General features: G+C 71.9%; 22 protein-coding genes. 13 read left to right on the forward strand and 9 right to left on the reverse strand.

Annotation, left to right across the window (positions count from 1 at the left end):
• The first annotated feature begins 35 nt into the window (after positions 1-35).
• Genes V5P93_RS03760 through V5P93_RS03775 form a run of 4 tightly spaced genes read left to right on the forward strand, consistent with a single transcriptional unit; the run spans position 36 to position 4,366 of the window.
• Complete coding sequence (locus tag V5P93_RS03760) at positions 36-941, forward strand: M48 family metalloprotease (protein ID WP_245931068.1); 906 nt, start codon at positions 36-38, stop codon at positions 939-941.
• Positions 942-964: 23 nt separating this feature from the next.
• Positions 965-2,137: a glycosyltransferase 87 family protein gene (locus tag V5P93_RS03765; RefSeq protein WP_245931066.1), complete on the forward strand. Its 1,173-nt coding sequence runs from the start codon at positions 965-967 to the stop codon at positions 2,135-2,137.
• A 26-nt stretch (positions 2,138-2,163) separates the two neighbouring features.
• Positions 2,164-3,525 carry an NAD(P)/FAD-dependent oxidoreductase gene (locus V5P93_RS03770; protein WP_342752246.1) on the forward strand — a complete coding sequence of 454 codons (1,362 nt, stop codon included), beginning with the start codon at positions 2,164-2,166 and terminating at the stop codon, positions 3,523-3,525.
• Position 3,526: 1 nt separating this feature from the next.
• Positions 3,527-4,366 carry a putative RNA methyltransferase gene (locus tag V5P93_RS03775; protein ID WP_104477279.1) on the forward strand — a complete coding sequence of 280 codons (840 nt, stop codon included), beginning with the start codon at positions 3,527-3,529 and terminating at the stop codon, positions 4,364-4,366.
• On the opposite strand, the gene V5P93_RS03780 is transcribed toward V5P93_RS03775, so the two are convergent.
• Positions 4,323-4,889: a TIGR03086 family metal-binding protein gene (locus V5P93_RS03780; RefSeq protein ID WP_181043327.1), complete on the reverse strand. Its 567-nt coding sequence runs from the start codon at positions 4,887-4,889 to the stop codon at positions 4,323-4,325. The genes V5P93_RS03775 and V5P93_RS03780 overlap by 44 nt on opposite strands.
• A 107-nt stretch (positions 4,890-4,996) precedes the next feature.
• Here V5P93_RS03780 and V5P93_RS03785 point away from each other — a divergent pair, with 107 nt between their 5' ends.
• Positions 4,997-5,590 carry a TetR/AcrR family transcriptional regulator gene (locus tag V5P93_RS03785; protein WP_245931064.1) on the forward strand — a complete coding sequence of 198 codons (594 nt, stop codon included), beginning with the start codon at positions 4,997-4,999 and terminating at the stop codon, positions 5,588-5,590.
• Positions 5,591-5,668: 78 nt separating this feature from the next.
• The gene (trxA, locus tag V5P93_RS03790) at positions 5,669-6,043 is read left to right on the forward strand and encodes a thioredoxin (RefSeq protein ID WP_104477275.1); all 375 of its coding nucleotides are present in this window, start codon (positions 5,669-5,671) and stop codon (positions 6,041-6,043) included.
• A 48-nt stretch (positions 6,044-6,091) separates the two neighbouring features.
• Here trxA and V5P93_RS03795 read toward each other — a convergent pair whose 3' ends face one another.
• Positions 6,092-6,304, reverse strand: coding sequence for a KTSC domain-containing protein (locus tag V5P93_RS03795; protein ID WP_104477273.1), 213 nt, complete (start codon positions 6,302-6,304; stop codon positions 6,092-6,094).
• 256 nt (positions 6,305-6,560) lie between these two features.
• Between V5P93_RS03795 and V5P93_RS03800 the strand changes: the two genes are divergently transcribed.
• Together V5P93_RS03800 and V5P93_RS03805 are read left to right on the forward strand one after the other, a co-directional pair.
• A complete protein-coding gene (locus V5P93_RS03800) occupies positions 6,561-8,534 on the forward strand; it encodes a serine/threonine-protein kinase (RefSeq protein ID WP_104477272.1) in 1,974 nt (657 codons plus the stop codon).
• A gap of 9 nt (positions 8,535-8,543) precedes the next feature.
• Positions 8,544-9,230, forward strand: a complete 687-nt coding sequence (locus V5P93_RS03805) for a hypothetical protein (RefSeq protein ID WP_104477270.1) — start codon at positions 8,544-8,546, stop codon at positions 9,228-9,230.
• On the opposite strand, the gene V5P93_RS03810 is transcribed toward V5P93_RS03805, so the two are convergent.
• From V5P93_RS03810 to V5P93_RS03820, 3 genes are read right to left on the reverse strand one after another with little or no spacing between them, the layout of a single operon-like run.
• Positions 9,210-10,535: a caspase family protein gene (locus V5P93_RS03810; protein ID WP_104477268.1), complete on the reverse strand. Its 1,326-nt coding sequence runs from the start codon at positions 10,533-10,535 to the stop codon at positions 9,210-9,212. The genes V5P93_RS03805 and V5P93_RS03810 overlap by 21 nt on opposite strands.
• The gene (locus V5P93_RS03815; protein ID WP_104477267.1) at positions 10,522-10,914 is read right to left on the reverse strand and encodes a hypothetical protein; all 393 of its coding nucleotides are present in this window, start codon (positions 10,912-10,914) and stop codon (positions 10,522-10,524) included. Before V5P93_RS03815 ends, V5P93_RS03810 begins: the two co-directional genes overlap by 14 nt.
• Before the next feature lie 31 nt (positions 10,915-10,945).
• Positions 10,946-11,902, reverse strand: a complete 957-nt coding sequence (locus tag V5P93_RS03820; protein WP_104477265.1) for a GlxA family transcriptional regulator — start codon at positions 11,900-11,902, stop codon at positions 10,946-10,948.
• A gap of 86 nt (positions 11,903-11,988) precedes the next feature.
• On the opposite strand from V5P93_RS03820, the gene V5P93_RS03825 reads away from it, so the two are divergent.
• Positions 11,989-12,246, forward strand: a complete 258-nt coding sequence (locus V5P93_RS03825) for a hypothetical protein (RefSeq protein WP_146107931.1) — start codon at positions 11,989-11,991, stop codon at positions 12,244-12,246.
• Here the strand turns inward: V5P93_RS03825 and V5P93_RS03830 are convergent.
• Complete coding sequence (locus tag V5P93_RS03830) at positions 12,197-13,765, reverse strand: dolichyl-phosphate-mannose--protein mannosyltransferase (protein WP_104477261.1); 1,569 nt, start codon at positions 13,763-13,765, stop codon at positions 12,197-12,199. The genes V5P93_RS03825 and V5P93_RS03830 overlap by 50 nt on opposite strands.
• Before the next feature lie 189 nt (positions 13,766-13,954).
• Between V5P93_RS03830 and V5P93_RS03835 the strand changes: the two genes are divergently transcribed.
• Genes V5P93_RS03835 through V5P93_RS03850 form a run of 4 tightly spaced genes read left to right on the forward strand, consistent with a single transcriptional unit; the run spans position 13,955 to position 17,179 of the window.
• Positions 13,955-14,794 carry a helix-turn-helix transcriptional regulator gene (locus V5P93_RS03835; protein WP_146107930.1) on the forward strand — a complete coding sequence of 280 codons (840 nt, stop codon included), beginning with the start codon at positions 13,955-13,957 and terminating at the stop codon, positions 14,792-14,794.
• Between the two features lie 52 nt (positions 14,795-14,846).
• Positions 14,847-15,332, forward strand: a complete 486-nt coding sequence (locus V5P93_RS03840; protein ID WP_146107929.1) for a hypothetical protein — start codon at positions 14,847-14,849, stop codon at positions 15,330-15,332.
• A complete protein-coding gene (rsmI, locus tag V5P93_RS03845; RefSeq protein ID WP_104477255.1) occupies positions 15,329-16,156 on the forward strand; it encodes a 16S rRNA (cytidine(1402)-2'-O)-methyltransferase in 828 nt (275 codons plus the stop codon). Before V5P93_RS03840 ends, rsmI begins: the two co-directional genes overlap by 4 nt.
• 12 nt (positions 16,157-16,168) lie before the next feature.
• Positions 16,169-17,179 carry a DUF4185 domain-containing protein gene (locus V5P93_RS03850; protein WP_104477253.1) on the forward strand — a complete coding sequence of 337 codons (1,011 nt, stop codon included), beginning with the start codon at positions 16,169-16,171 and terminating at the stop codon, positions 17,177-17,179.
• On the opposite strand, the gene V5P93_RS03855 is transcribed toward V5P93_RS03850, so the two are convergent.
• The 3 genes from V5P93_RS03855 to V5P93_RS03865 form a co-directional block, all read right to left on the reverse strand.
• Positions 17,151-17,918 (reverse strand): ABC transporter permease, encoded by a 768-nt coding sequence (locus V5P93_RS03855; protein WP_104477251.1) that lies wholly within the window; start codon positions 17,916-17,918, stop codon positions 17,151-17,153. The genes V5P93_RS03850 and V5P93_RS03855 overlap by 29 nt on opposite strands.
• Positions 17,908-18,891: an ATP-binding cassette domain-containing protein gene (locus V5P93_RS03860; RefSeq protein WP_104477249.1), complete on the reverse strand. Its 984-nt coding sequence runs from the start codon at positions 18,889-18,891 to the stop codon at positions 17,908-17,910. The genes V5P93_RS03855 and V5P93_RS03860 overlap by 11 nt, the downstream gene beginning before the upstream one ends.
• A 63-nt stretch (positions 18,892-18,954) precedes the next feature.
• Positions 18,955-19,527: a PadR family transcriptional regulator gene (locus tag V5P93_RS03865; RefSeq protein WP_104477247.1), complete on the reverse strand. Its 573-nt coding sequence runs from the start codon at positions 19,525-19,527 to the stop codon at positions 18,955-18,957.
• Positions 19,528-19,655: the final 128 nt, after the last annotated feature.

The raw sequence follows: 19,655 nt of genomic DNA on the forward strand, positions 1-19,655 counted from the left end.
GTCTGGGCCGGACGTCGATCTTCCCTGGGGGTGCGGTGGAGCAGCGGTGGATCCCGAGCGGTCGGCCGACCCGCCGGACGCGGCCGGACGCCTCGGCGGTGATGGGGGTGCTGTTCGCCCTCCCGGCGCTGGTCAGCAGCCTCGTCGTGCTCGCCGTGGTGGCCACCCTGATCTGGCCGGGCAACAACGTCGCGGTGGGCGCGGTGCTGGTGGTCTGGCTGCTCTCCGGCGCGCTGACCTTCGTGCCCTCCGTGGAGCAGGCGCTGGCCCGGGCCATGTTCGACATGCGCCGCCCCACCCGGCACGAACTCGACCGGATGGCGCCGCTGTGGGCGCAGGTGTGCGCGGCGGCGGGTGTCGACCCGGCGCGGTTCACGCTGTGGGTGGACCAGTCGCGGGAGCTGAACGCGTTCGCCGCGGGCGGGCGCACGGTCGCGGTGACCGGTCGCGCACTGGAGCTGCCGCCCCGCGCCCTGGAGGCGATCCTGGCCCACGAACTGGGCCACCACCTGTCCGGCCACTCGCGGGTGTCGCTGCTGGCCTGGTGGTACGAGCTGCCCGCGCGCGGGTCGATCCTGCTGGTCGGGCTGGCGGTGCGGGCGGTGCTGTGGGTCGGTGACGTGTTCGGGCGCTTCGGCAGCGCCTCCGGGGTGCTGGCCTCGGTGCTGCTGGCCCTGGTCCTGCTGTTCGGGTTGGTCGTGCTCAACCCGTGGCTGCTGCTGATGCCGCTGCTCAACCCGTTGATGGCCTGGTCGAGCAGGCTCGGGGAGTACCGGGCGGACGCGACCGCGGCCCGTCTCGGCTACGGGCCCGCGCTGGTCGACGTGCTCTCCGCGTGGCTCTCCGCCGAGCGCGGGGGCCGCAGGCCGCTGCGCGCCAGGATGCTCGCCAGCCACCCGGCCACGGCCGACCGAATCCGCCGATTGCGGACCGCCCGCTGATCCCGCGCCACTAGGCTGGCCACATGGGGGTTGTGCGGCGGGTGCCGCCCGCCGCGGTCGTCATGGCGCTGGTCTTCGCGTGCTTGGCGGTCGCGGCCTGGGTAGCGGGCCACGGGATCGGTGTCGACAGCGCGGTCTACCGCGCGGGGGCGTTGACCCTGCTGCACGGCGATTCGCTCTACTCGCCGCTGACCACCGGCGAGAGCTGGGCGCCCGCGCTGCCGTTCACCTACCCGCCGATCGCCGCGGTGCTGTTCCTGCCGCTGGCCGCGCTGCCGTCGCAGCTCGGCTGGGGCCTGCTGGCCGTGCTGTCCGCGCTGGGGCTGGGGCTCGTGCTGCGGGAGAGCCTGCCGGAGCGGTACCGCGGCGCGTGGCCGATCGGCGCGCTGCTGACCGCGACGCTGCTGCTGGAGCCGATCTGGCGCTCGATCGGCCTCGGTCAGGTGAACGTGATCCTGATGACGATGGTCGCCGCGGACGTGCTGCTGCTGCGGGGGCGCAAGGGCGCCGGGCTGCTCATCGGCACCGCTGCGGCCATCAAGCTGACGCCGCTGATCTTCGTCGGGCACCTGGTGCTCACCCGCCGCTGGGCCGACGCGGCCCGCGCGCTGGCCGCGTTCGCCTGCCTGAACCTGGTCGCCGCGCTCCTGCTGCCCGGTGACACCGGCCGGTTCTGGACCGAGGCCCTGTTCGACGGCAACGACGCCGCCACCAACTCCTGGATCGGCAACCAGTCCCTCAACGGGATCTTCCAGCGGTTGACCGGTGAGGGCCGCGCCGCGCTGGTCCTCTACGGCGTGTCCGCCCTGGTCCTGCTGGCCGCCGCGGCCTGGCTCACGCACCGCCTGCACCGGGCGGGCGACGACCTCGGCGCGCTGCTGGTGAGCGCGTTCGCGGGGCTGCTGGTGAGCCCGGTGTCGTGGACCCACCACTGGGTGTGGATCGTCCCGCTCGCCGGGTACCTGATCGCGCACGCCCGCTGGTGGGCGTTGGCGGCCCTGGTCGCGGTGTTCACCGGCTGGCAGTTCCCGATCGTGCCCAGCGGCGCCAAGAGCGAGCTGCGGTGGACCCTGGGCGACGGGCTGCTGGGCAACGCGTACGTGCTGGCGGGGTTCGCGGCCGCGGTGGTCATCGCGATACTGGCCGTGCGCGGTCGGACCGGCCGTGCTGAGGTGGGCGCGGGCCTCCCGGGCTGACCGGGCGAGACGAGGAGCTGGTGCGGGTGGCGGACGAACTGGTGGTGGACGTCGCGGTCGTCGGGACCGGACCCGGTGGCGAGGCGCTGGCCACCCGGCTCGGCGGGGCGGGCCTGGCGGTGGCGGCCATCGAGTCGCGGCTGGTCGGCGGCGAGTGCCCGTACTACGCGTGCGTGCCGACCAAGGCGATGATCCGGGCCGCCGACGCGCTGGCCGAGGCCCGGTGGGTGCCGGAGTTCGCGGGCACCGCCGACGTGCGCCCGGACTGGGGCAAGGTCGCCGCCCGGGTGCGCGCGGAGATCACCGACGACTGGAACGACCAGGTCGCCGTCGACCGGCTGACCGCGGCGGGCGTCCAGGTCCTGCGCGGGGCGGCCCGGATCGTCGAGCCCGGGGTGCTCGCGGTCGGCGACCGGGTCGTGCGGGCGCGCAAGGGCATCGTGCTCAACCCCGGCACCGACCCGGCCATCCCGCCGGTCCCGGGCCTGGCCGACACTCCCGTGTGGACGAACCGGGACGCGGTCCGCGCGACCGCGGTGCCCGAGTCGCTGGCCGTCATCGGCGGTGGACCCGTGGGGTGCGAGTTCACCCAGGTCTTCGCCCGCTTCGGCGCCCAGGTCACGCTGTTGCAGTCCAACGACCGCCTGCTCCCGCTGGACGAGCCCGAGGCGAGCGCGCTGCTGGCCGAGCGGTTCACCGCGGAGGGCATCCGGGTCCGGACCGGGGTCAAGATCACCTCCGCCGCGCACGACGGCGAGAGGTTCACCCTCGAGATCGAGGGCGGCGAACCGGTCGTGGCCGCGCAGGTCCTGGTAGCCGCCGGTCGCAAGTCGGACATGGCCGCGCTCGGCGTCGGTGCGTACGGCCTGAACGAGTCCGCGCGCGGTGTGAACGTCGACGAGCACATGCGCGTTACCGACGGCCTGTGGGCCATCGGGGACATCACCGGCAAGGGCGCCTTCACGCACATGTCGATGTACCAGGCGGCCATCGCCGCTGCGGACATCCTCGGCGAAGAGCACCCCGGTGCCGTCTACCGCGCTATTCCGCGCGTGACGTTCACCGACCCGGAAATCGGCTCGGTAGGCCTAACCGAGGCCGCTGCGCGCGAACAGGGCCTCAACGTCCGCACCGGTACTACGGATCTTTCGTCGTCCACACGGGGTTTCCTGCACAAGGCGCACGGTCTGATCAAGGTGGTCGAGGACGCCGACCGCGGTGTCCTGATCGGTGCGACCTCGGCGGGTCCCACGGGCGGTGAGGTGCTCAGTGCGCTGGTTGTCGCCGTCCACGCGCAGGTGCCCGTGGACGAGTTGCGCGGGATGATCTACGCGTACCCGACTTTCCATCGCGCCATCGAGTCCGCTCTTACGGATCTGCGCTCATAGGGTGCTCACCGACGTCTTGCCGTACCTGGTCTGTCCACACTGCGGTAGCGATCTGGACCTGTCCGGCAACTCCTTGCGCTGCCCGAACCGGCACACGTTCGACATCGCGCGCCAGGGCTACGTCAGCCTGCTGCGCGAGGCCACCGCGTTCACCGGGGACACCGCCGAGATGGCCGACGCCCGCGCGGCGTTCCTCGGCGCCGGGCACTACGCCCTCATCGAGTGGGAGCTGTGCCTGGTGCCGCCCGGGCCGGGCTGCGTCGTCGACGTGGGCGCGGGCATCGGGCACTACCTCGCCGAGGTGCTGTCCGCGCACGACCGCGCGGGCATCGCCGTGGACGCGTCCAAACCCGCGCTGCGCCGCGCCGCCCGCGCCCACCCCCGGATCGGCGCGGTGCTCGCCGACGTGTGGCGGCCGCTGCCGATCCGGTCGGGCGCGGCGGGCCTGGTGCTCAACGTGTTCGCCCCCCGCAACCCGGCCGAGTTGCACCGGGTCCTGCACCCCGACGGCAGGCTCGTGGTGGTGGCCCCGACCGCGGGCCACCTCGCCGAGTTGGTGTCCACTGTGGACATGCTGACCGTCGGGGCGGGCAAGCGGGACCAGGTGGACGCCAAGCTGGCGCCCTACTTCACCCCCGAGGTCACGCGGACCTGCGAGTTCGAGATGGCCCTGGCGCACGCCGACGCCGCCGCCCTGGTCGGGATGGGCCCGAGCGCCTTCCACGCCGACCGGGACACCATCGCCGCGCGGGTGGCCGCGCTGCCCGAGCCGGTCCGGGTGACCGGTTCGGTGTCGGTCACGACCTACCAGCCGGTGTCCACGCCGCGTCCCGCCCGGTAGCGGCCAGCAGCCGCTCCGTCGGCGTGGCGCCCTCGGCCACCGGCAGCTGCCGGGCGAAGAACCCGTCCGGGCCCCAGACCTGCGCTGTCTTGGGCCAGCGGGCGATCCCGGCCAGCATCGCCTCGGCGAGGTCGTCGTCGATGCGCACGTGCAGGCCGACGGCGGTGCCGATGTCCCAGCCGTGCACCAGGGTGTCGCCGAAGTGCAGCGACAGCGCCGTCCGGCCGTTGGTGGACCGGCCGACCACCTCGTAGGACGCGGCCAGCACGGCGTCGTCGGCGAACAGGTCCACCACCGCGGCCGCGGTCCGGCGCCACTCGGTCCGGACGTCCGCGCCGGGCTCGGGCGCGCCGTCGCCGAAGGTGTCCAGCGCGGTGCGGTGGTTGTCGACCATGTGCTGGACGACGTCCCGCACGGCCCAGCGCGTGCACGGCGTCTCGGCGTCCAACTGCTCGTCGGTCAGCCCGTCGATGATCGCGCCCGTCGCGGCGACGGCCCGGCGGTCCAGCTCCCTGAGGTCCACGGTTGTCCTCCCGATTTTTATACGAACGTTCGGTCAAATAGTTCCAGACCTCGGTGCCCGGCGTCCAGGTGTCGGGGGAACCCGGGCGCGTCGCCTAGATTTGGTCCGTGGACGGACGACTTGCCCGCGGTGAGGAGACCCGCCGCGCGACCCTCGCCCGCGCGGTGGACATCGCCACCGTCGACGGGCTGGAGGGGCTGACCGTGGGCAGGCTCGCGGGCGAGCTCGGGTTCAGCAAGAGCGGCGTCTTCGCGCACTTCGGCTCCAAGGAGGAGTTGCAGCTCGCCACCGTCGAGTTTGCCACCCAGGTCTTCATCGACCAGGTCGTGCGGCCCGGCCTTCGCGCGCCGCGGGGCGTGCCGCGGCTGATGGCGCTGTTCGAGTTGTGGATGCGCTTCTCCCGCGAGCGGGTCTTCCCCGGGGGCTGCTTCTTCTCCGCCGTGAGCGCCGAGTTCGACGCCCGCGACGGGCGGGTGCGCGACCTCGTCGTCGCGCGGAACCGGCAGTGGGCGGGCCTGCTGGTCGCGGTGGCCGCCGACGCCGTGGCCGACGGTCAACTTCCGGCGGACACCGACGTCGACCAACTGGTCTTCGAGGTCAACGCGCTGGGGCGGGCGGCGAACGAGGAGAGCCTGACCACCCGCGACGACACGCCCTACACGCGCGCCGAGACCGGCGTCCGCCACCGGTTGGGGGTGTAGTGGGCGCGCGGGGAATGTTCGGGGGTCGTCCCGCGTTGGGACGGCTGTAGCTCTCGCGCACTGGATCGAGGAGGCCCTGTGGCAACGGTCGAGCTGACCGCCGACAACTTCGACGAGGTGGTCGCCCGAGGCGGCACCGTCCTGGTCGACTTCTGGGCGTCCTGGTGCGGGCCGTGCAGGCAGTTCGCCCCCGTCTTCGAGGCCGCGTCCGAGAAGCACCCGGACGTCGTCTTCGCCAAGCTCGACACGGAGGCGCAGCCGCAGGTCGCCGCGGTGTTCGAGATCCGCAGCATCCCCACGGTGATGGTGGTGCGCGACGGCCAGCTGCTCTACGCCCAGCCGGGCGCGCTGCCCGCCGCCGCGCTGGACGACCTGATCACCCAGGCCAAGGCGCTGGACATGGACGAGGTCCGGGCCCAGGCGGCCGCGGCCGAGGCCGCGCAGCAGAAGTAGCACGGACCAGCAACCGGCCCGGCGGGATCCCGCCGGGCCTTTTCGCGTTCACTCCACGCCCAGGACCCGGTAGCGGCCCTTGATCTCCTGGTTGAGGAACGCGCCGAGGCTGGGCGCGGACATGAACTGCCAGTACACCCGCTTCGGGATGTCCAGGTACTGGTAGACCCCGCCGTGGTGGAACTCGACCTCCAGGATCAGCCGGTCCGGGTCGTAGCCGACGGCGGCGACGCTGGACGAGGCCACCGGCTTGCGGTGCATGGCGCCTCCTCCGACGTTCGCGGCCCCGGGGGTTGCCCGGTCCGGACGCAACTGTGTGGCATCCGGGGCACAGATCGCCACCGATACCGCCGACAGCCACCGGATGAGCCGAACCGGGCCGCGGTCGCCGATAAACTGGTCGCCACCGGACGCCGCGTGGGCGAGACCACCACAACCTCGACACCCGCGGGCGCGTCCTATTCGGTGAAGTGCCGCGGGAGTGCGCCGTTCCCCGGTCCGACCACGAGAGGAGCTGGTGGACGCGGTGCTGGAGCTGGCTGCTTCGCTGCTGTCCTTCGCGCACAGCATCTTCGGCCCGGGGATCTGCCCCGGGGACTGGGTGTGGGCGACGAGCACGGCAGGCGCGCTGATCGCGCTGCTGCCGGTGTTGGGCACGGTGACCGTCGCGCTGGTCCGCAAGGTCACCGGCAACACCCTCAACGCCGTCACCATCTCGGTGTTCGGCGCGATCGGGCTGCTCACCGCCTTCCTGTTCCCGTGGCTGCTCTTCGGCGGCATCGGCGGTGTCTACCGCAGCGTGTTCACCGGTGACGGCGAGGTCACGCTCAGCGCCGCCGAGACGCGGTCGTTCGGCGAGGAGCACTGCTGGGTCGGCCAGCAGGCCAGCTACCTCGGCGGCCGGGCCAACGGCTACGAGGTGCTGTTCCACTCCTTCGAGTCCTGGCCGATGCTGCTGCTGCGCATCGGCATGCTGGTCGTGGTGCCCGCGCTGTGCCTGCTGTTCGTGATGCTGCAGGCCAGGGCGGCGCTGCGGCGCGGTCCGAAGTGGCCGTCGCGGCTGTTCTGGCTCCCGTTCGTGGTGCTGATCCTGCTGGTGCTGCCGATCGAGGCGAACACCGTGTCGCACCTGTGGGCCGGGTTCCTGCCGATCAGCGTGCTCGGGTTGATCCCGGTGTACGTGATCGGGCCGCCGAGCTGGTCGGTGGTCGAGCGCAGCTACCAGAAGCCGGACGCCGGTCCGCCCGCGCACCACCAGCCGTCCCAGCACCAGCCGCAGCCCGCGCACCAGGGTGCCCGGCAGCACCCGCCGACGCAGGTGCAGCGGCAGCCGCAGCAGATGTCGGCGCAGCAGCGGCAGGTGCCGCCGCCGGTCCAGCCACCGGTGCCGCAGGGGCCGGTCGGGCCGCGCAAGCCGCCGCCGTACGTGCCGCCGCCCCCGGTGCCAAAGTACGTGCCGGAGGCGGACGCCACCACGAGGGTGACCGGCGACAAGCCGTTCGTGCCGCCCGCGCTCAAGTCGCCGACGCTGCGCGCGCCGGAACCGGAGGGCGCGCTGGCCGCGGACCCCGGGCCGCTGCCGTTCACCCCGCGCGGCGCCACCCCGCCCCCGCCGATCAAGCCGCTGGGCAGCCGCTTCCGCAAGGTCCGCGTGCTGGGCCAGGGCGGGTTCGGCTCGGTGTGGCTGGCCGTGGACACCCAGCTCGACCGCACGGTCGCGGTGAAGATGGCGCACGCGCCGGACGTCGAGACCGAGGAGCGCATGCTGCGCGAGGGCCGCGCGCTGGCCGCCGTGCACCACCCGAACTGCGTGCGGGTCTACGACATCGTCTCCGAGCCCGACGGCCTCGGCCTGGTCATGGAGTACATCGAGGGCCAGCCCCTGGCCGACCGCGTCACCAGCGGCGGTGCGCTGGACGACGTGGCGGTGGCCCGGCTGTGGATCACCATGGCGGGGGCGCTGTCGGCCGCGCACGCGAAGGGCGTGCTGCACCGGGACGTGAAGCCGTCGAACGTGATCATCGACCCGGACGGCAACGCGCACCTGATCGACTTCGGCATCGCCCGCTCGAAGGGCGACTCGACCCTGACGGCGACGGGCATGATGGTCGGCACCCCGGACTTCCTGGCGTCGGAGACCGCGGCGGGCGCGAACGCCACCCCGGCCTCGGACGCCTGGCAGCTGGCGGCCACGGTGAGCTACGCGTTGACCGGCAAGCCGCCGCGCGGCAACCGCGAGAACGCCATGGCCGCCCTGATGGCAGCGGCCAAGGCGGAACCCCTCACGGAACTCCCCCAGCGCAGCGCCCACCGGCGGTTGTTGCTCGCCGCACTCGACCCGGAGCCGGGCCGCCGGCCCACCCTGGCCGCCGTCAGCCGAGAACTCAGCGACTGGCTGGCCCGCGAGGGCCACACCGAGACCGGCCCGGTCACCCAGATCGTCCGCCGCCAGGACATCGAGGGCGAAGACCGCACCCGCCCCGTGCGCTAGGAGCGGCCGGTGGTGAAGTTCTTCGGTGCGCTCGCCCTGCTCCTCGGGCTCACCACGAGCAACCTGTTCTGGCAGTGGCTACCGACCGTGCCGCCCACGGCCACACTGTGGTTCGCCATCGCCCTGGGTGCGATGACGCTCGGCGCGGGCCTGATCGCCATCGACTCGGGGGCGAAGCCGACACTGGTCCTCGGTCTGCCGATCCTCGGTCTGGGGTTGGGCGCCGCGGCGACGGTGTTGTTGGCGGATCCGACCAAGGAGCGGAGCCTGGCATTCGACAGGGCGGCGCTGGCTCTGGCGCTCCTGCCCCTGGGCGCGTCGATCGCGTTCGCCGGTTCGACCAAACACCCACGCCGGGGTGAGTCGGCGCTCGTCGCCGTCACCGGAGCGGGGTTCGCCCTGGCGATCGTGGTAGTGCTCCTCAAGTTCGACCTGCCGCCCTGGCTCGCGTTCGTCCTGCTCGCCTTGGTGGCTGTTTGCGCTTGCGCCATCCTCTCCGCGTCGGCCACCCACCTGGCGAATCGGCGGCCGGAAGTGGCGCACCCGAGTACCACGGAGGCGGAGGCCACCGAGGAGGTGCAGGTCCCCGCAGTGGTCGATCCCGGGCCGCCGCCCGTGCTGGGGATCGGTCCGTTGCTCGTGGAAATGGGCCGGAACGCGGACCCGGTCTACCGGCTACTCCCGCGCAACCGGTGAGTACCGGAGTCCCAGGCGCTGGTAGGGGTCGATGCTCCTGTCCAGCTTCAGCCCTTCGAACAGGTGCCGGGCGTGCGCGGGGTACCCGAGGTCGTGCAACTCCGCCGCGGCGCGGGAGCACTCCCGGACCGTGAGCCCGCAGGCGAAGAGCATCATCGCCATCAGCAGGCCCCACAGGCGGTCCGGGTCGCCGGAGGCGACCACATCGGACACGTCCCAGTGCTCGCTCGCCGAGACCCAGGCCTGGTCGTCGCTCTCGAAGGCGTCCAGCCGGTCGATGAACTCGCGCAGCCGCCGCCACGCGGCCCTGCCCCGGCCGTAGCCGACGATCGTCTCCAGGGTGTCTTCGGCGTCCGCGTCGCCCAGGACGCCGCTGATCTGGTGGACCAGGTGGATGCGCAGCAGGATCGGCAAGGTGCCGTTGGCCGCCAGCCACTTCAGTTCCGACGCCATGCCGGGGACCTCGGCGAGGGCCACCAGGTCGGTGATGGCGTGCATGCGGGCGTCGAAGTCCAGCGCGCGGTCGAGGACTCGATTGCGCAGGGCGAGCCAGTCTTTCGGCTCCGGTGGCTTCGGCTTGGGGGCGCGGTTGCGCACCAGTGCGAACTCGTCGGCGGTGTCGCGGTTGAGTTGTTTCGGGGACGGCAGCCCTCGGCTGATGAGGCGGCGGCTCAGTTCTCGGTAGACCGTCTGCATGGAGAGCAGGTCGTCGCTATCCGGGATGCCTTCGCGTAAGAGGGTGAGGAGTTCGCCGGTGAAGGCGGTGTGTTTTTCGCCTGGTGGGGCGAGGGAAGGCAGGTGTGCCGGTGCGGATACCAGGGTGTAGGTGCCGTTGACCGACAACTGCGCGTCCGCCATGCCCATGACGCCTAACTGGGCCATGACGCGCTCGGAGTAGCAGGTGTCGAGTACCAGGACGCGGACGGTGGCGCGGCTGTTGATCAGTGCCGATCGGAGTTGGTGCAGGTGCCAGACGTTGTAGTCGGGGTAGTCGAGTTCGGTGTCCTGCATGGCCAGTGCGAGTTGGCCACCGGTGTTGAGCACGCTGTGGCCCGCGAAGTAGACCAGCAGCAGGTCTTCCGCCGTGCGGGCCAGGCGTTCGATGCGCGCGGTCTGGTTGGAGGTCAGGTCGTGGAAGACGTGGCAGGACTCCCGGGACAGGCCGCCCAGGGTTGGGTCGGTTAGGACGCGGGATAGGTCTTCTACGTTGTTGCGGACCGCCGGTAGGTCGTGCAGTGCGGGGTCCGTGTAGTGCGCGCTGCCGACCAGGACCGCGCAGGACCTGGTGGGGTCAGCCAGTCGCATCGCCGTTGGTGATCTCCAGGTGGGTGGCGGCTCGGGTGGCCTTGTCCAGGAGCAGGCCGATCTCGTCCGGGTTGGCCTTGACGCGGTCGGCGTCGATGACGATCGAGGTCTCGCCGATCTTGACCTCCAGCTTCAGGGTGGTGCGCTGGTTGCGGATCCAGGTGCCGAGCGTGTTGATCAGCACCGGTACCGCGCCGCCCGCGCTCAGCGCCGCGACCACGATGGCCTCCCACGGCGACCCCATCTGCCCGGCCTGCGGCGGCGCCTGGCGCAGGTGGACCCGGCCGCGCAGGTCGTCCTCCTCGCGCAGCCACGAGAACGCGGACCGCAGGGTGTCGCCGGACTCGTCGGTGTCGGGGGCGGTGACCAGGATCTCCATGCGTGCACGGTACCGGTGCGGTCACCCGTGGTTACGCGGTTTGGCTGGCGAACGTCCGGCGGTAATCCGTCGGTGACACGCCGACCACCCGTTGGAAGTGGTGGCGCAGCAGGGCCGCGCTGCCGAACCCGCACCGCCTGGCCACCTCGTCGACCGACATCGGGGTGCGCTCCAGCAGTTCCCTGGCGTGCAGCACGCGCTGCGCGGAGAGCCACTTGTGCGGGGTGGTGCCGGTCTCGGCGACGAAGTGCCTGGCGAAGCTGCGCTCGGACATCCTGGCCCGGTGCGCCAGCGCGGCCACGGTGTGCTCCTCGGCCAGGTTCTCCAGCATCCAGGCCAGCACCGGCTGCAGGCTGTCGCTGGTGCACTGCGGGATCGGCAGGTCGACGTACTGCCGCTGCCCGCCGTCGCGCTGCGGCGGCACCACCATCCGCCGGGCGACGGCGGTCGCCGCGGCGGCCCCCAGTTCGCGGCGCACCACGTGCAGGCACGCGTCGATGCCGGAGGCGGTGCCCGCGCTGGTCACGATGTTGCCGTCGTCGACGAACAGCACGTCCGGGTTGAGCCGGGCGCGCGGGAACCGGCGGGCGAACTCGTCCGCGTGCCGCCAGTGCGTGGTGCACGCGCGGTCGTCGAGCAGGCCCGCGGCGCCGAGGATGAACGCGCCGCTGCACTCCGAGAGCAGGGTCGCGCCGCGCGCGCTCGCCGCCCGCAGCGCCGCCAGCACGGCGGGCGGGTACTCGGCGCGGATGGTCATCGCGGGGACCGCGACCAGGTCGGCGCCGTCGAGCGCGTCGAGCCCGAACTCCGGGGTGAGCGGTACCCCGATGTTGGACCGCACGGGCGCACCCGGGACCTCGCCGCACACCCGGAACTCGATGGGTGGCACGCCGTCGTCGGTGCGGTCGGTGCCGAACACCTCGCACAGGATGCCGAACTCGAACGGCGCGAAGCCCTCGACGAGCACCGCGGTCACGGTCTGGAGCATGTCGGTAGGGTAGCTGGCAGGATTTTTGCGCACAAGGTCGTATCTGCCACTGTTGGCAGGATTGTGGCCACCGCAAACTTAGTGCCATGACAACCGCACTCCTGCTGGTCGCCCTGGCCGGACTCCTGGTCTACGGCCTCGACCGCAACCACTCCAGGTCCCTCCACACCAGACTGGCCGGCTCCACCGACGTCGAGGACCGTGATCTCGCCCGCACGACCGCGGAACTGGCCGCGGCCGCCACCTGGTCCGATGTGGACCGGGTGGCGGCCGCGGGGGTCGAGCGCCGGGCGGTCAGCGCCAGGACGGCAGCCACAGTTCGGCCTGCCAGCGCCACTCGGTGATCGAGTCGCCGTTGAGGATCGGCCACAGCCAGACGAAGTTGGCCACCACCAACCCCACGTAGAGCGCGAGGGCGAGCAGACCGGTACGACGGCGTTCCGGTCCGTCCCCGTCCTTGCCCAGTAGGTGCCCCAGGCACAACGTCAGACCGAGCACCAGGAACGCCGCCATCGGGGTGGCGTAGAAGAAGTACATCTGCCGGTCGAGGTTGAGGAACCACGGCAGGTACCCGGCGAGGTAGGCGGTCACCACCGCCGCGTAGCGCCAGTCCAGGCGGGAGAACATCCGCCAGATGCCCCAGGCCAGCATCGGCAGCGACAGCCACCACATGGCGGGCGTGCCGATCAGCATCGTCGCCGAGACGCACCGGGTCTCGCCACACCCGGTCGTCGAACCCTCGTAGTAGTAGAGCATCGGCCGCAGGCCCATCGGCCACACCCACGGCTTGGACTCCCACGGGTGCTGCGACTCGGACTTGGTCACCAGGCTCTCGTGGAACTTCAGCACGTGGTCGTGGTACTGGAACAGCGACCCGATCGCGCCCTTGGCGATCGCCCACGGGCTGCCGCCGGTCGTCTCGACCAGGTGCCGGTCGATCGCCACCTCGCTGCCGAACCAGCCGAGCCAGGTGGACAGGTACGCGAGCGTCGCGATGCCGAGGAACGCCCACAGCCCCGGGATCAGGTCGCGCAGCAGCGCGCCGAGCAGCGGCTTGCGCACGCCGACCGTGCGCCGGGCCGTGTAGTCGAACAGGATCGTCAGCAGCCCGAACGCGGCGATGAAGTACATGCCGGACCACTTGACGCCGCACGACAGGCCGAGCAGCACGCCACCGGCGATCCGCCACCAGCGCACCCCGAGCCGTGGTCCGAACGCCGACTCGGTGGCCCAGCCCTCCATGGACGCGGTCCACAGCCGGTCGCGCACCTGGTCGCGGTCGAGCAGCAGGCAGCCGAAGGCGGCCAGCACGAACCCGGCCAGGAAGATGTCGAGCATGCCCATCCGGGAGCCCAGGTGGGACACGCCGTCGGCGATCAGCAGCACGCCCGCGATCCCGCCGAGCAGCGTGGACCGGGTCAGCCGCCGGGCGATCCGGACGACCAGCACCACCATGACCACGCCGAACAGCGCGCCGGTGAACCGCCAGCCCCACCCGTTGTAGCCGAAGAGCCACTCCCCGGCCGCGATGAGCGTCTTGCCCAGCGGCGGGTGCACGGTCAGCTCGTAGGCGGGGTTGTCCTCGACGCCGCTGTTGCGCAGCATCTGCCACGCCTGCGGCACGTAGTGCTTCTCGTCGAAGACCGGGGTGCCCTTGTCCGTCGGCCAGCCCAGGTTCTGGAACCGGACGATGCCCGCGAGCATCCCGACGAAGAGCGTGACCAGCCACCCGCGCAGCCGGTCGGTGGGCATCGGCCTGCCCAGCAGTCGCGCGCGCGCGACGTCGGCAGGGTCGGCCACCGGTGTCACCGGTTCGGGTGACGGGGTCCGGCTGGCCTCGTCGTCGGCTACGAGGGCGCTCACGGGGGGAGATCGTAGGGTGCCCGGTGTGCGATCCGCGTCGGAACTTCCTCGTTCGGGTGGCGCGCTGTGCGCCGGGTGATCTAGAAGTCAACTGATCGTGTAATTGTTTGCCCAGTTCAGGGCGGGTAGAAGAGGTGTTGAGTCGCTGTCGTTACGGGGACGCCGGCGCGCGCACGGACGGGGTTCGCGGTGCCTCCTGGACGACCCACCATCAGGTCACGGCAGGTAGCGGGCGAACTGCGCAGACTCCGCAAGCAGGCGGGCATGACCACCGGCGAGGTCGGCGCCCGGCTCGGCCTGTCGCAGGCGAAGGTCAGCCGGGTGGAGACGGGCTCCAGCGGCCTGCGGATGCGCGACGTCCAGGCGATGCTCGGCCTGTACCGGGTCCCCGAGCCGCGAGCCGCGGAGATCCTCGACCTGGTGCGCCAGGCGGCCGAGCCCGGGTGGGTCCAGGTCCACGGACGCGGGCTCCCCGAGCAGTGGCAGACCCTGATCGACTGGGAGTCACGCGCGGTGGCCCTGCGTGTCCACCATGGAGCGTTGGTTCCCGGGCTGCTCCAGACCGCCGACTACGCCCGCGCGGCCATCCGGGACACCTCGTCGATCACGCCCGGCGAACCGGAGCTGGACGTCAAGGTCGCGGCCCGGCTCGCCCGCCAGGGGATCCTGAGCCGGGAGAGCCCGCCGTCGCTGCACGCGATCATCGGTGAGCCCGCCCTGCGGCTGCCGGTGGGCGGCCACGCGGTGCTGTCCGCGCAGCTGCGGCACCTGCTGGAGGTGGTGCGCAGGCCGCACGTGGTGCTCCAGGTCGTGCCGGAGACCCGGGGCGCGCACCCGGGGCTGGAGGGGCCGTTCCTGGTGATGGACCTGCCGCAGGGGCGGCGGGTCGTGCACACCGAACACCGCTCGCGCAGCCTGTTCCTCGACGACGAGTCCGAGGTGGCCGAACACCGGCGGGCCTGGCGGCGGATCGAGGACCTGGCCCTGTCCCCGCGCGACTCGGCGGACCTGATCGCCGCGCTCTGCTGATCACGGACTTGTTGCCGCGTTCCGGCCGGGCCGTGCTGGGTACGCTTGCGGGGTGGTGGAGATGGCTGGGGAGTACCGGGTGCGGCGATCCGTTGTGGTGGCGTACACCCTCGTCGGCGCGCTGGGCACCGGCGCCTTGTTCCTGATCACCCGGCTGTTGATCAGCGGTTGGGCGAAGACCGTGGACGCGTCGATCACCGTGCCCGCCGTGCTCGTGCCCGTGGTGGTGTGGGGCTACGTCGGGTTCGGCACCATGCGGGAGTACCGGTTGGTGCTCGGGGAGGACGGGGTGCGGTGGTACCGCCCCGGGAGCTTGGTCATCTTGACCTGGGCGGACTTCGAGACCGCCGAGCGCAGGTGGTTCGCGGCCGAGACCCTGCGCTTCAGCAAGGGCGAGATCGTCTCGGCGAACGCCGACCGCGTTCGGGGGCGGGCGTCCGGCAAGGTTGTGCGGCGCCTCCGCGACCGCAGGCTCCCGGTGTCCTACTTCTTCGAAGACTGGCGCACTTCCCCGATTGCCGCGGCGGTGACCCGGTGAGCGGTCTGCTGATCCTCGCGGCCACGCCGCTGGGGGAGATCGGTGACGCCTCGGCACGACTGGTCGAGGCGCTCGGGAGCGCGGACGTCATCGCGGCCGAGGACACCCGGCGGGCGCGCAACCTCGCGTCCGCGCTGGGGGTCGCGCCGAGCGGTCGGGTCGTCAGCTTCTACGACGCCGTCGAGAACACCCGGGCGCCGTCGCTGGTCGAGGCGGTCAGGAGCGGGCAGACGGTCCTGCTGATCACCGACGCGGGCATGCCGAGCGTGTCCGACCCCGGCTACCGGCTGGTCGCGGCCTGCGTCGCCGAGGACCTGGCGGTCACCTGCCTGCCCGGCCCGTCCGCGGTCACGACGGCCCTCGCGCTGTCCGGGCTGCCGTGCGACCGGTTCTGCTTCGAGGGCTTCGCGCCGCGCAAGCAGGGGGAGCGGCGGAAGTGGCTGGCGCAGCTGGCCGACGAACCGCGCACCGCCGTCCTCTTCGAGGCGCCCCACCGGATCGAGGACTGCCTGGCCGACGCGGTCGAGGTCCTGGGCGGCGAGCGCCGGGCCGCCGTGTGCCGGGAGCTGACCAAGACCCACGAGGAGGTCAAGCGGGGGACCCTCGCCGAACTGGCCGAGTGGGCGAAGGACGGCGTGCGCGGGGAGATCACGGTCGTGCTGGCGGGGGCGGAGCCGCGCACGGCGGACCTCGACACCCTCGTCGAGCGCGTGCGGGCGCTGACCGCCGAGGGCACCCGGCTCAAGGAGGCCGCCGCCGAGGTCGCGGCGGCGGCCGGGGTCAGCAAGAAGACCCTCTACGACGCCGCGGTGAGCCGCGCCTAGGAGGGACCGGTCGTGATCGAGGTCGTGGACACCCGGCTGGTCGCCAAGGTCACCGGCCGCGAGTCGATCAACGAGACCGACCGCCGCTACGGCGTGCACGGCACCGACCTCGGGATCATGTGGGACGACGACCGGGGCCGGACGCTCGTCGCCTTCGGCGACACCTACGGCGAGGGCTGGTGCGGCAACGGCGCCGGGCCGCGCGAGGCCGACTGGCGGTACAACTTCCTCGCCTTCGCCGACGACCGCGATCTCGCCACCGGCCTGCGGTTGTCCTCGGTGGTGACCCGTCCGGACGGGCACGCCCGCCAGATCCTCGACCGAGGGTCCAGCCGTCGCGAAGAGACCGTCATTCCGTGTTCCGGCGTATCAATCGACGGTAAGCACTACCTCCAGTACATGTCCGTGCGGGGCTGGGAGGGGCCCGTCGGCTGGTGGACCAACTACGGCGGCATCGCGGTGTCCCATGACGGCGGCTATACCTGGGACAAACCCGCCGACGCGCGGTGGGTCAACCGACGCAGGCACGACAACCCGTTCCAGTTGGGCGCTTTCGCGCGTGAAGGTGACTACCTGTACCTCTTGGGCGTTCCCAACGGCCGATGGGGCGACGCGTGCCTTGCCCGCGTCGCCCCGACCGACGTGCTCAACCGCCGCGCCTACGAGTACTGGACCGGCGCCACCTGGTACCCCCGTGACGAGTTCCGTGCCGTACCGGTCATGCGCGGTCCGATCGGTGAGCTGTCGGTGCTCTATTCCGTCTATTTCGGACGGTGGCTTGCCGTGCACCTCAACGAAACCCTGGCCGCTCTTGTCCTACGCACCGCCGAACACCTCACCGGCCCGTGGTCGGAGCCAGTGGTACTCGTGAGCGGTAAGGACTACCCGGCGCTCTACGGCGGATTCCTGCACCCCGCGTCCGCCGACGGCCCGGACATCCACTACACGATGTCGCAGTGGGGTCCCTACAACGTCTTCCTCATGCACTCGCGCCTCACGCGCTCTCCCGGCGGAACGTCCTGACGCCCCACAGCACCCCGAGCCCGGCCAGCACGAGCAGCACGAGCCAGCCGGTCAGCAGCGCGTCGGTGGTGAACTCGCTCCGGAAGGACGCCCGCTCGGCGTCGATGACGTGCGTGAACGGGTTCCAGCGCGAGATCGCGTACAGCCAGTCCGGGGCCAGGCCCCGGGTGATCGGGATCATGATCCCGGACAGCAGCATGATCGGCAGCAGCACGGTGTTGAGCACCGCGGGGAACGCCTCCTCGCTGCGCAAGGTCAGCGCGAGCGCGTAAGAGCAGGACGCGAGCGCGATTCCCAAGAGGAACACCATGGTCAGGGTCAGCACTACCGCGCCGAATGACGCTCTTAGGTCGAACACCGTGAACGCGAGGATGAGGATCAGCACCGACTGCGTCAACAGGTGCACCGCGTCCCGCAGCACGCGTCCCAACAGCAAAGCCGTACGGCTCACCGGTGTGACCTGAAGGCGCTCGATCACACCCAGCCGCAATTCGGCCAAGAGACCGAAACCGACGAAGGCCGCGCCGAAGAGCGCCAACTGCGCGATCAACGCCGGAGTGAGGATCTGCCACGACGTGCCCGGTGGGAAGCCGGGTGTGTGTTCGGTCATCTGCTCCAGCAGCGGGCCGAAGAAGAAGAGGTACAGCACCGGCTGCATCAGGCCGATGATCATCCACGCGGGATTGCGCAGCGACAGCATCAGGGCTCGGGAGAACACGAGCCACGTCTCACGCGCCAACGGGGGCCTCCTGCTCGGTGCTCAGCTCGGCGTCGCGGATCGTGCGGCCGGTCAGGGTGAGGAAGACGTCGTCGAGGGTCGGCTGGTGCACCCGCAGCGAGGTCGTGGCGATGTCGGCGACATCGAGCGCGCGCAACAGCTCGGGCATCGCCAGATCGCCGCGCGGCACGCGGAACTGCACGCCCCGCTCGACCGTGGCCACCTCGCTGGACCGGGGGATGCGCGCCGCGATCTCCGCGACCCTGGGCAGGTCGCGGTGCTCGACCCCGACGGCGACCAGGTCACCGGCGACGCGCGCCTTCAACTCGGCGGGGGCGCCGGTGGCCACGATGGTGCCGTTGTCGATCACCAGCACCCGGTCGCACAGGGCGTCCGCCTCGTCGAGGTAGTGGGTTGTGAGGAAGACGGTGGTGCCGTGCTGCTCGCGCAGCGCGCGGATGTGCTGCCACACGTTGGCGCGACTGCGCGGGTCGAGCGCGGCGGTGGGCTCGTCGAGGAACACCAGGCGCGGGTCGTGGACCAGGCCCATGGCGATGTCGAGCCTGCGCCGCTGTCCGCCGGAGAGCGCCTTGACCGGGCGGCGCAGCAGGTCGGTCAGGTCGAGCCGGTCGGCCAGGGCGACGGTGCGGGCTCGGGCGTCGGACTTGGTGCGGCCGTAGAGCCTGCCGATGGCCTCCAGTTCCTCGTGCACCCGGGCCTCGGGCCGCGTGCCGCCGGTCTGCCCGACGTACCCGATGCGGCGGCGGACGCCGAGCGGGTCGCCCGCCAGGTCGCGCCCCGCCACCGTGGCGGTGCCCGCGGTGGGGCGGAGCAGGGTCGTGAGCATCCGCAGGGTGGTGGTCTTGCCCGCGCCGTTGGGGCCGAGGAAGCCGACCAGCTCCCCGGCCGCGACGTCCAGGTCCACCCCCCGGACGGCGTCGGTGGTCCGGCCCCGCGTCCGGAACGTCCGGGCGAGACCGCGTGCCTCGATCATGGGTCACCTCTATTCAAACTTGACTAGTGCCGTACGCAGGATGGCCCGCCCGGCGTTTACTAGTCAAATTTGAATAGCTGGCGGCTCGTCGCCGACGGCGAACGTGTAGGCGCCCCCGTCGATGCGCTCGATCAGCCCCTCGGCCCACTCCAGGTCGGCCACCGTCTGCCCGATCCACAGCCCGGCCTGCTCGTTGACGTGCTCCGGCTTGACCCCCGCGCCGCCCGACCGCCACGACTCCAACTCGGCGAGCTGGATCCGCAACCGCGCCACCCGCTGCCGCAGCATCTCCACCGCGACCTCGCGCCGCAGCACCGGCAACATCGCCACCGCCGCGTTGAGCATCGTCGGGTCCCCGGGCACGCTCAGCCCGGCGCGGACCAGCCGCTCCAGCTCGACCCGGCCCGCGGGGGTCACCGCGTAGACGGTCCGCTCCGGCCCGCCGTCCCCCGGCTCGACGGAGTCGACCATCATCCCGTCGTCCACGGCCTTGCGCAGGGCGTGGTAGAGCGAACCGGGCTTGACCCGCGCCCAGCTGTCCGCCCGCCAGCTCAGCAGCTCCGCCCGCAGCTGGTACCCGTGCGCCTTCCCGGCCCAGAAGACCACGCCGAGCACCAACATCCGCGTGGCCGACATCGGACCTCCACACCGCAGCACCGCCTGGACGGTTTTAGATTAGGTGGCGCTCCGCCGCCGGAGCCGCGCCGGACCGGCCCCGCCGACCGCGGGGCCTCACCTGATCGAGCGAGCGCGCCCGGACCGCG

Source organism: Actinokineospora auranticolor (assembly GCF_041897805.1).
In the GTDB taxonomy this organism is placed as follows: domain Bacteria; phylum Actinomycetota; class Actinomycetes; order Mycobacteriales; family Pseudonocardiaceae; genus Actinokineospora; species Actinokineospora auranticolor.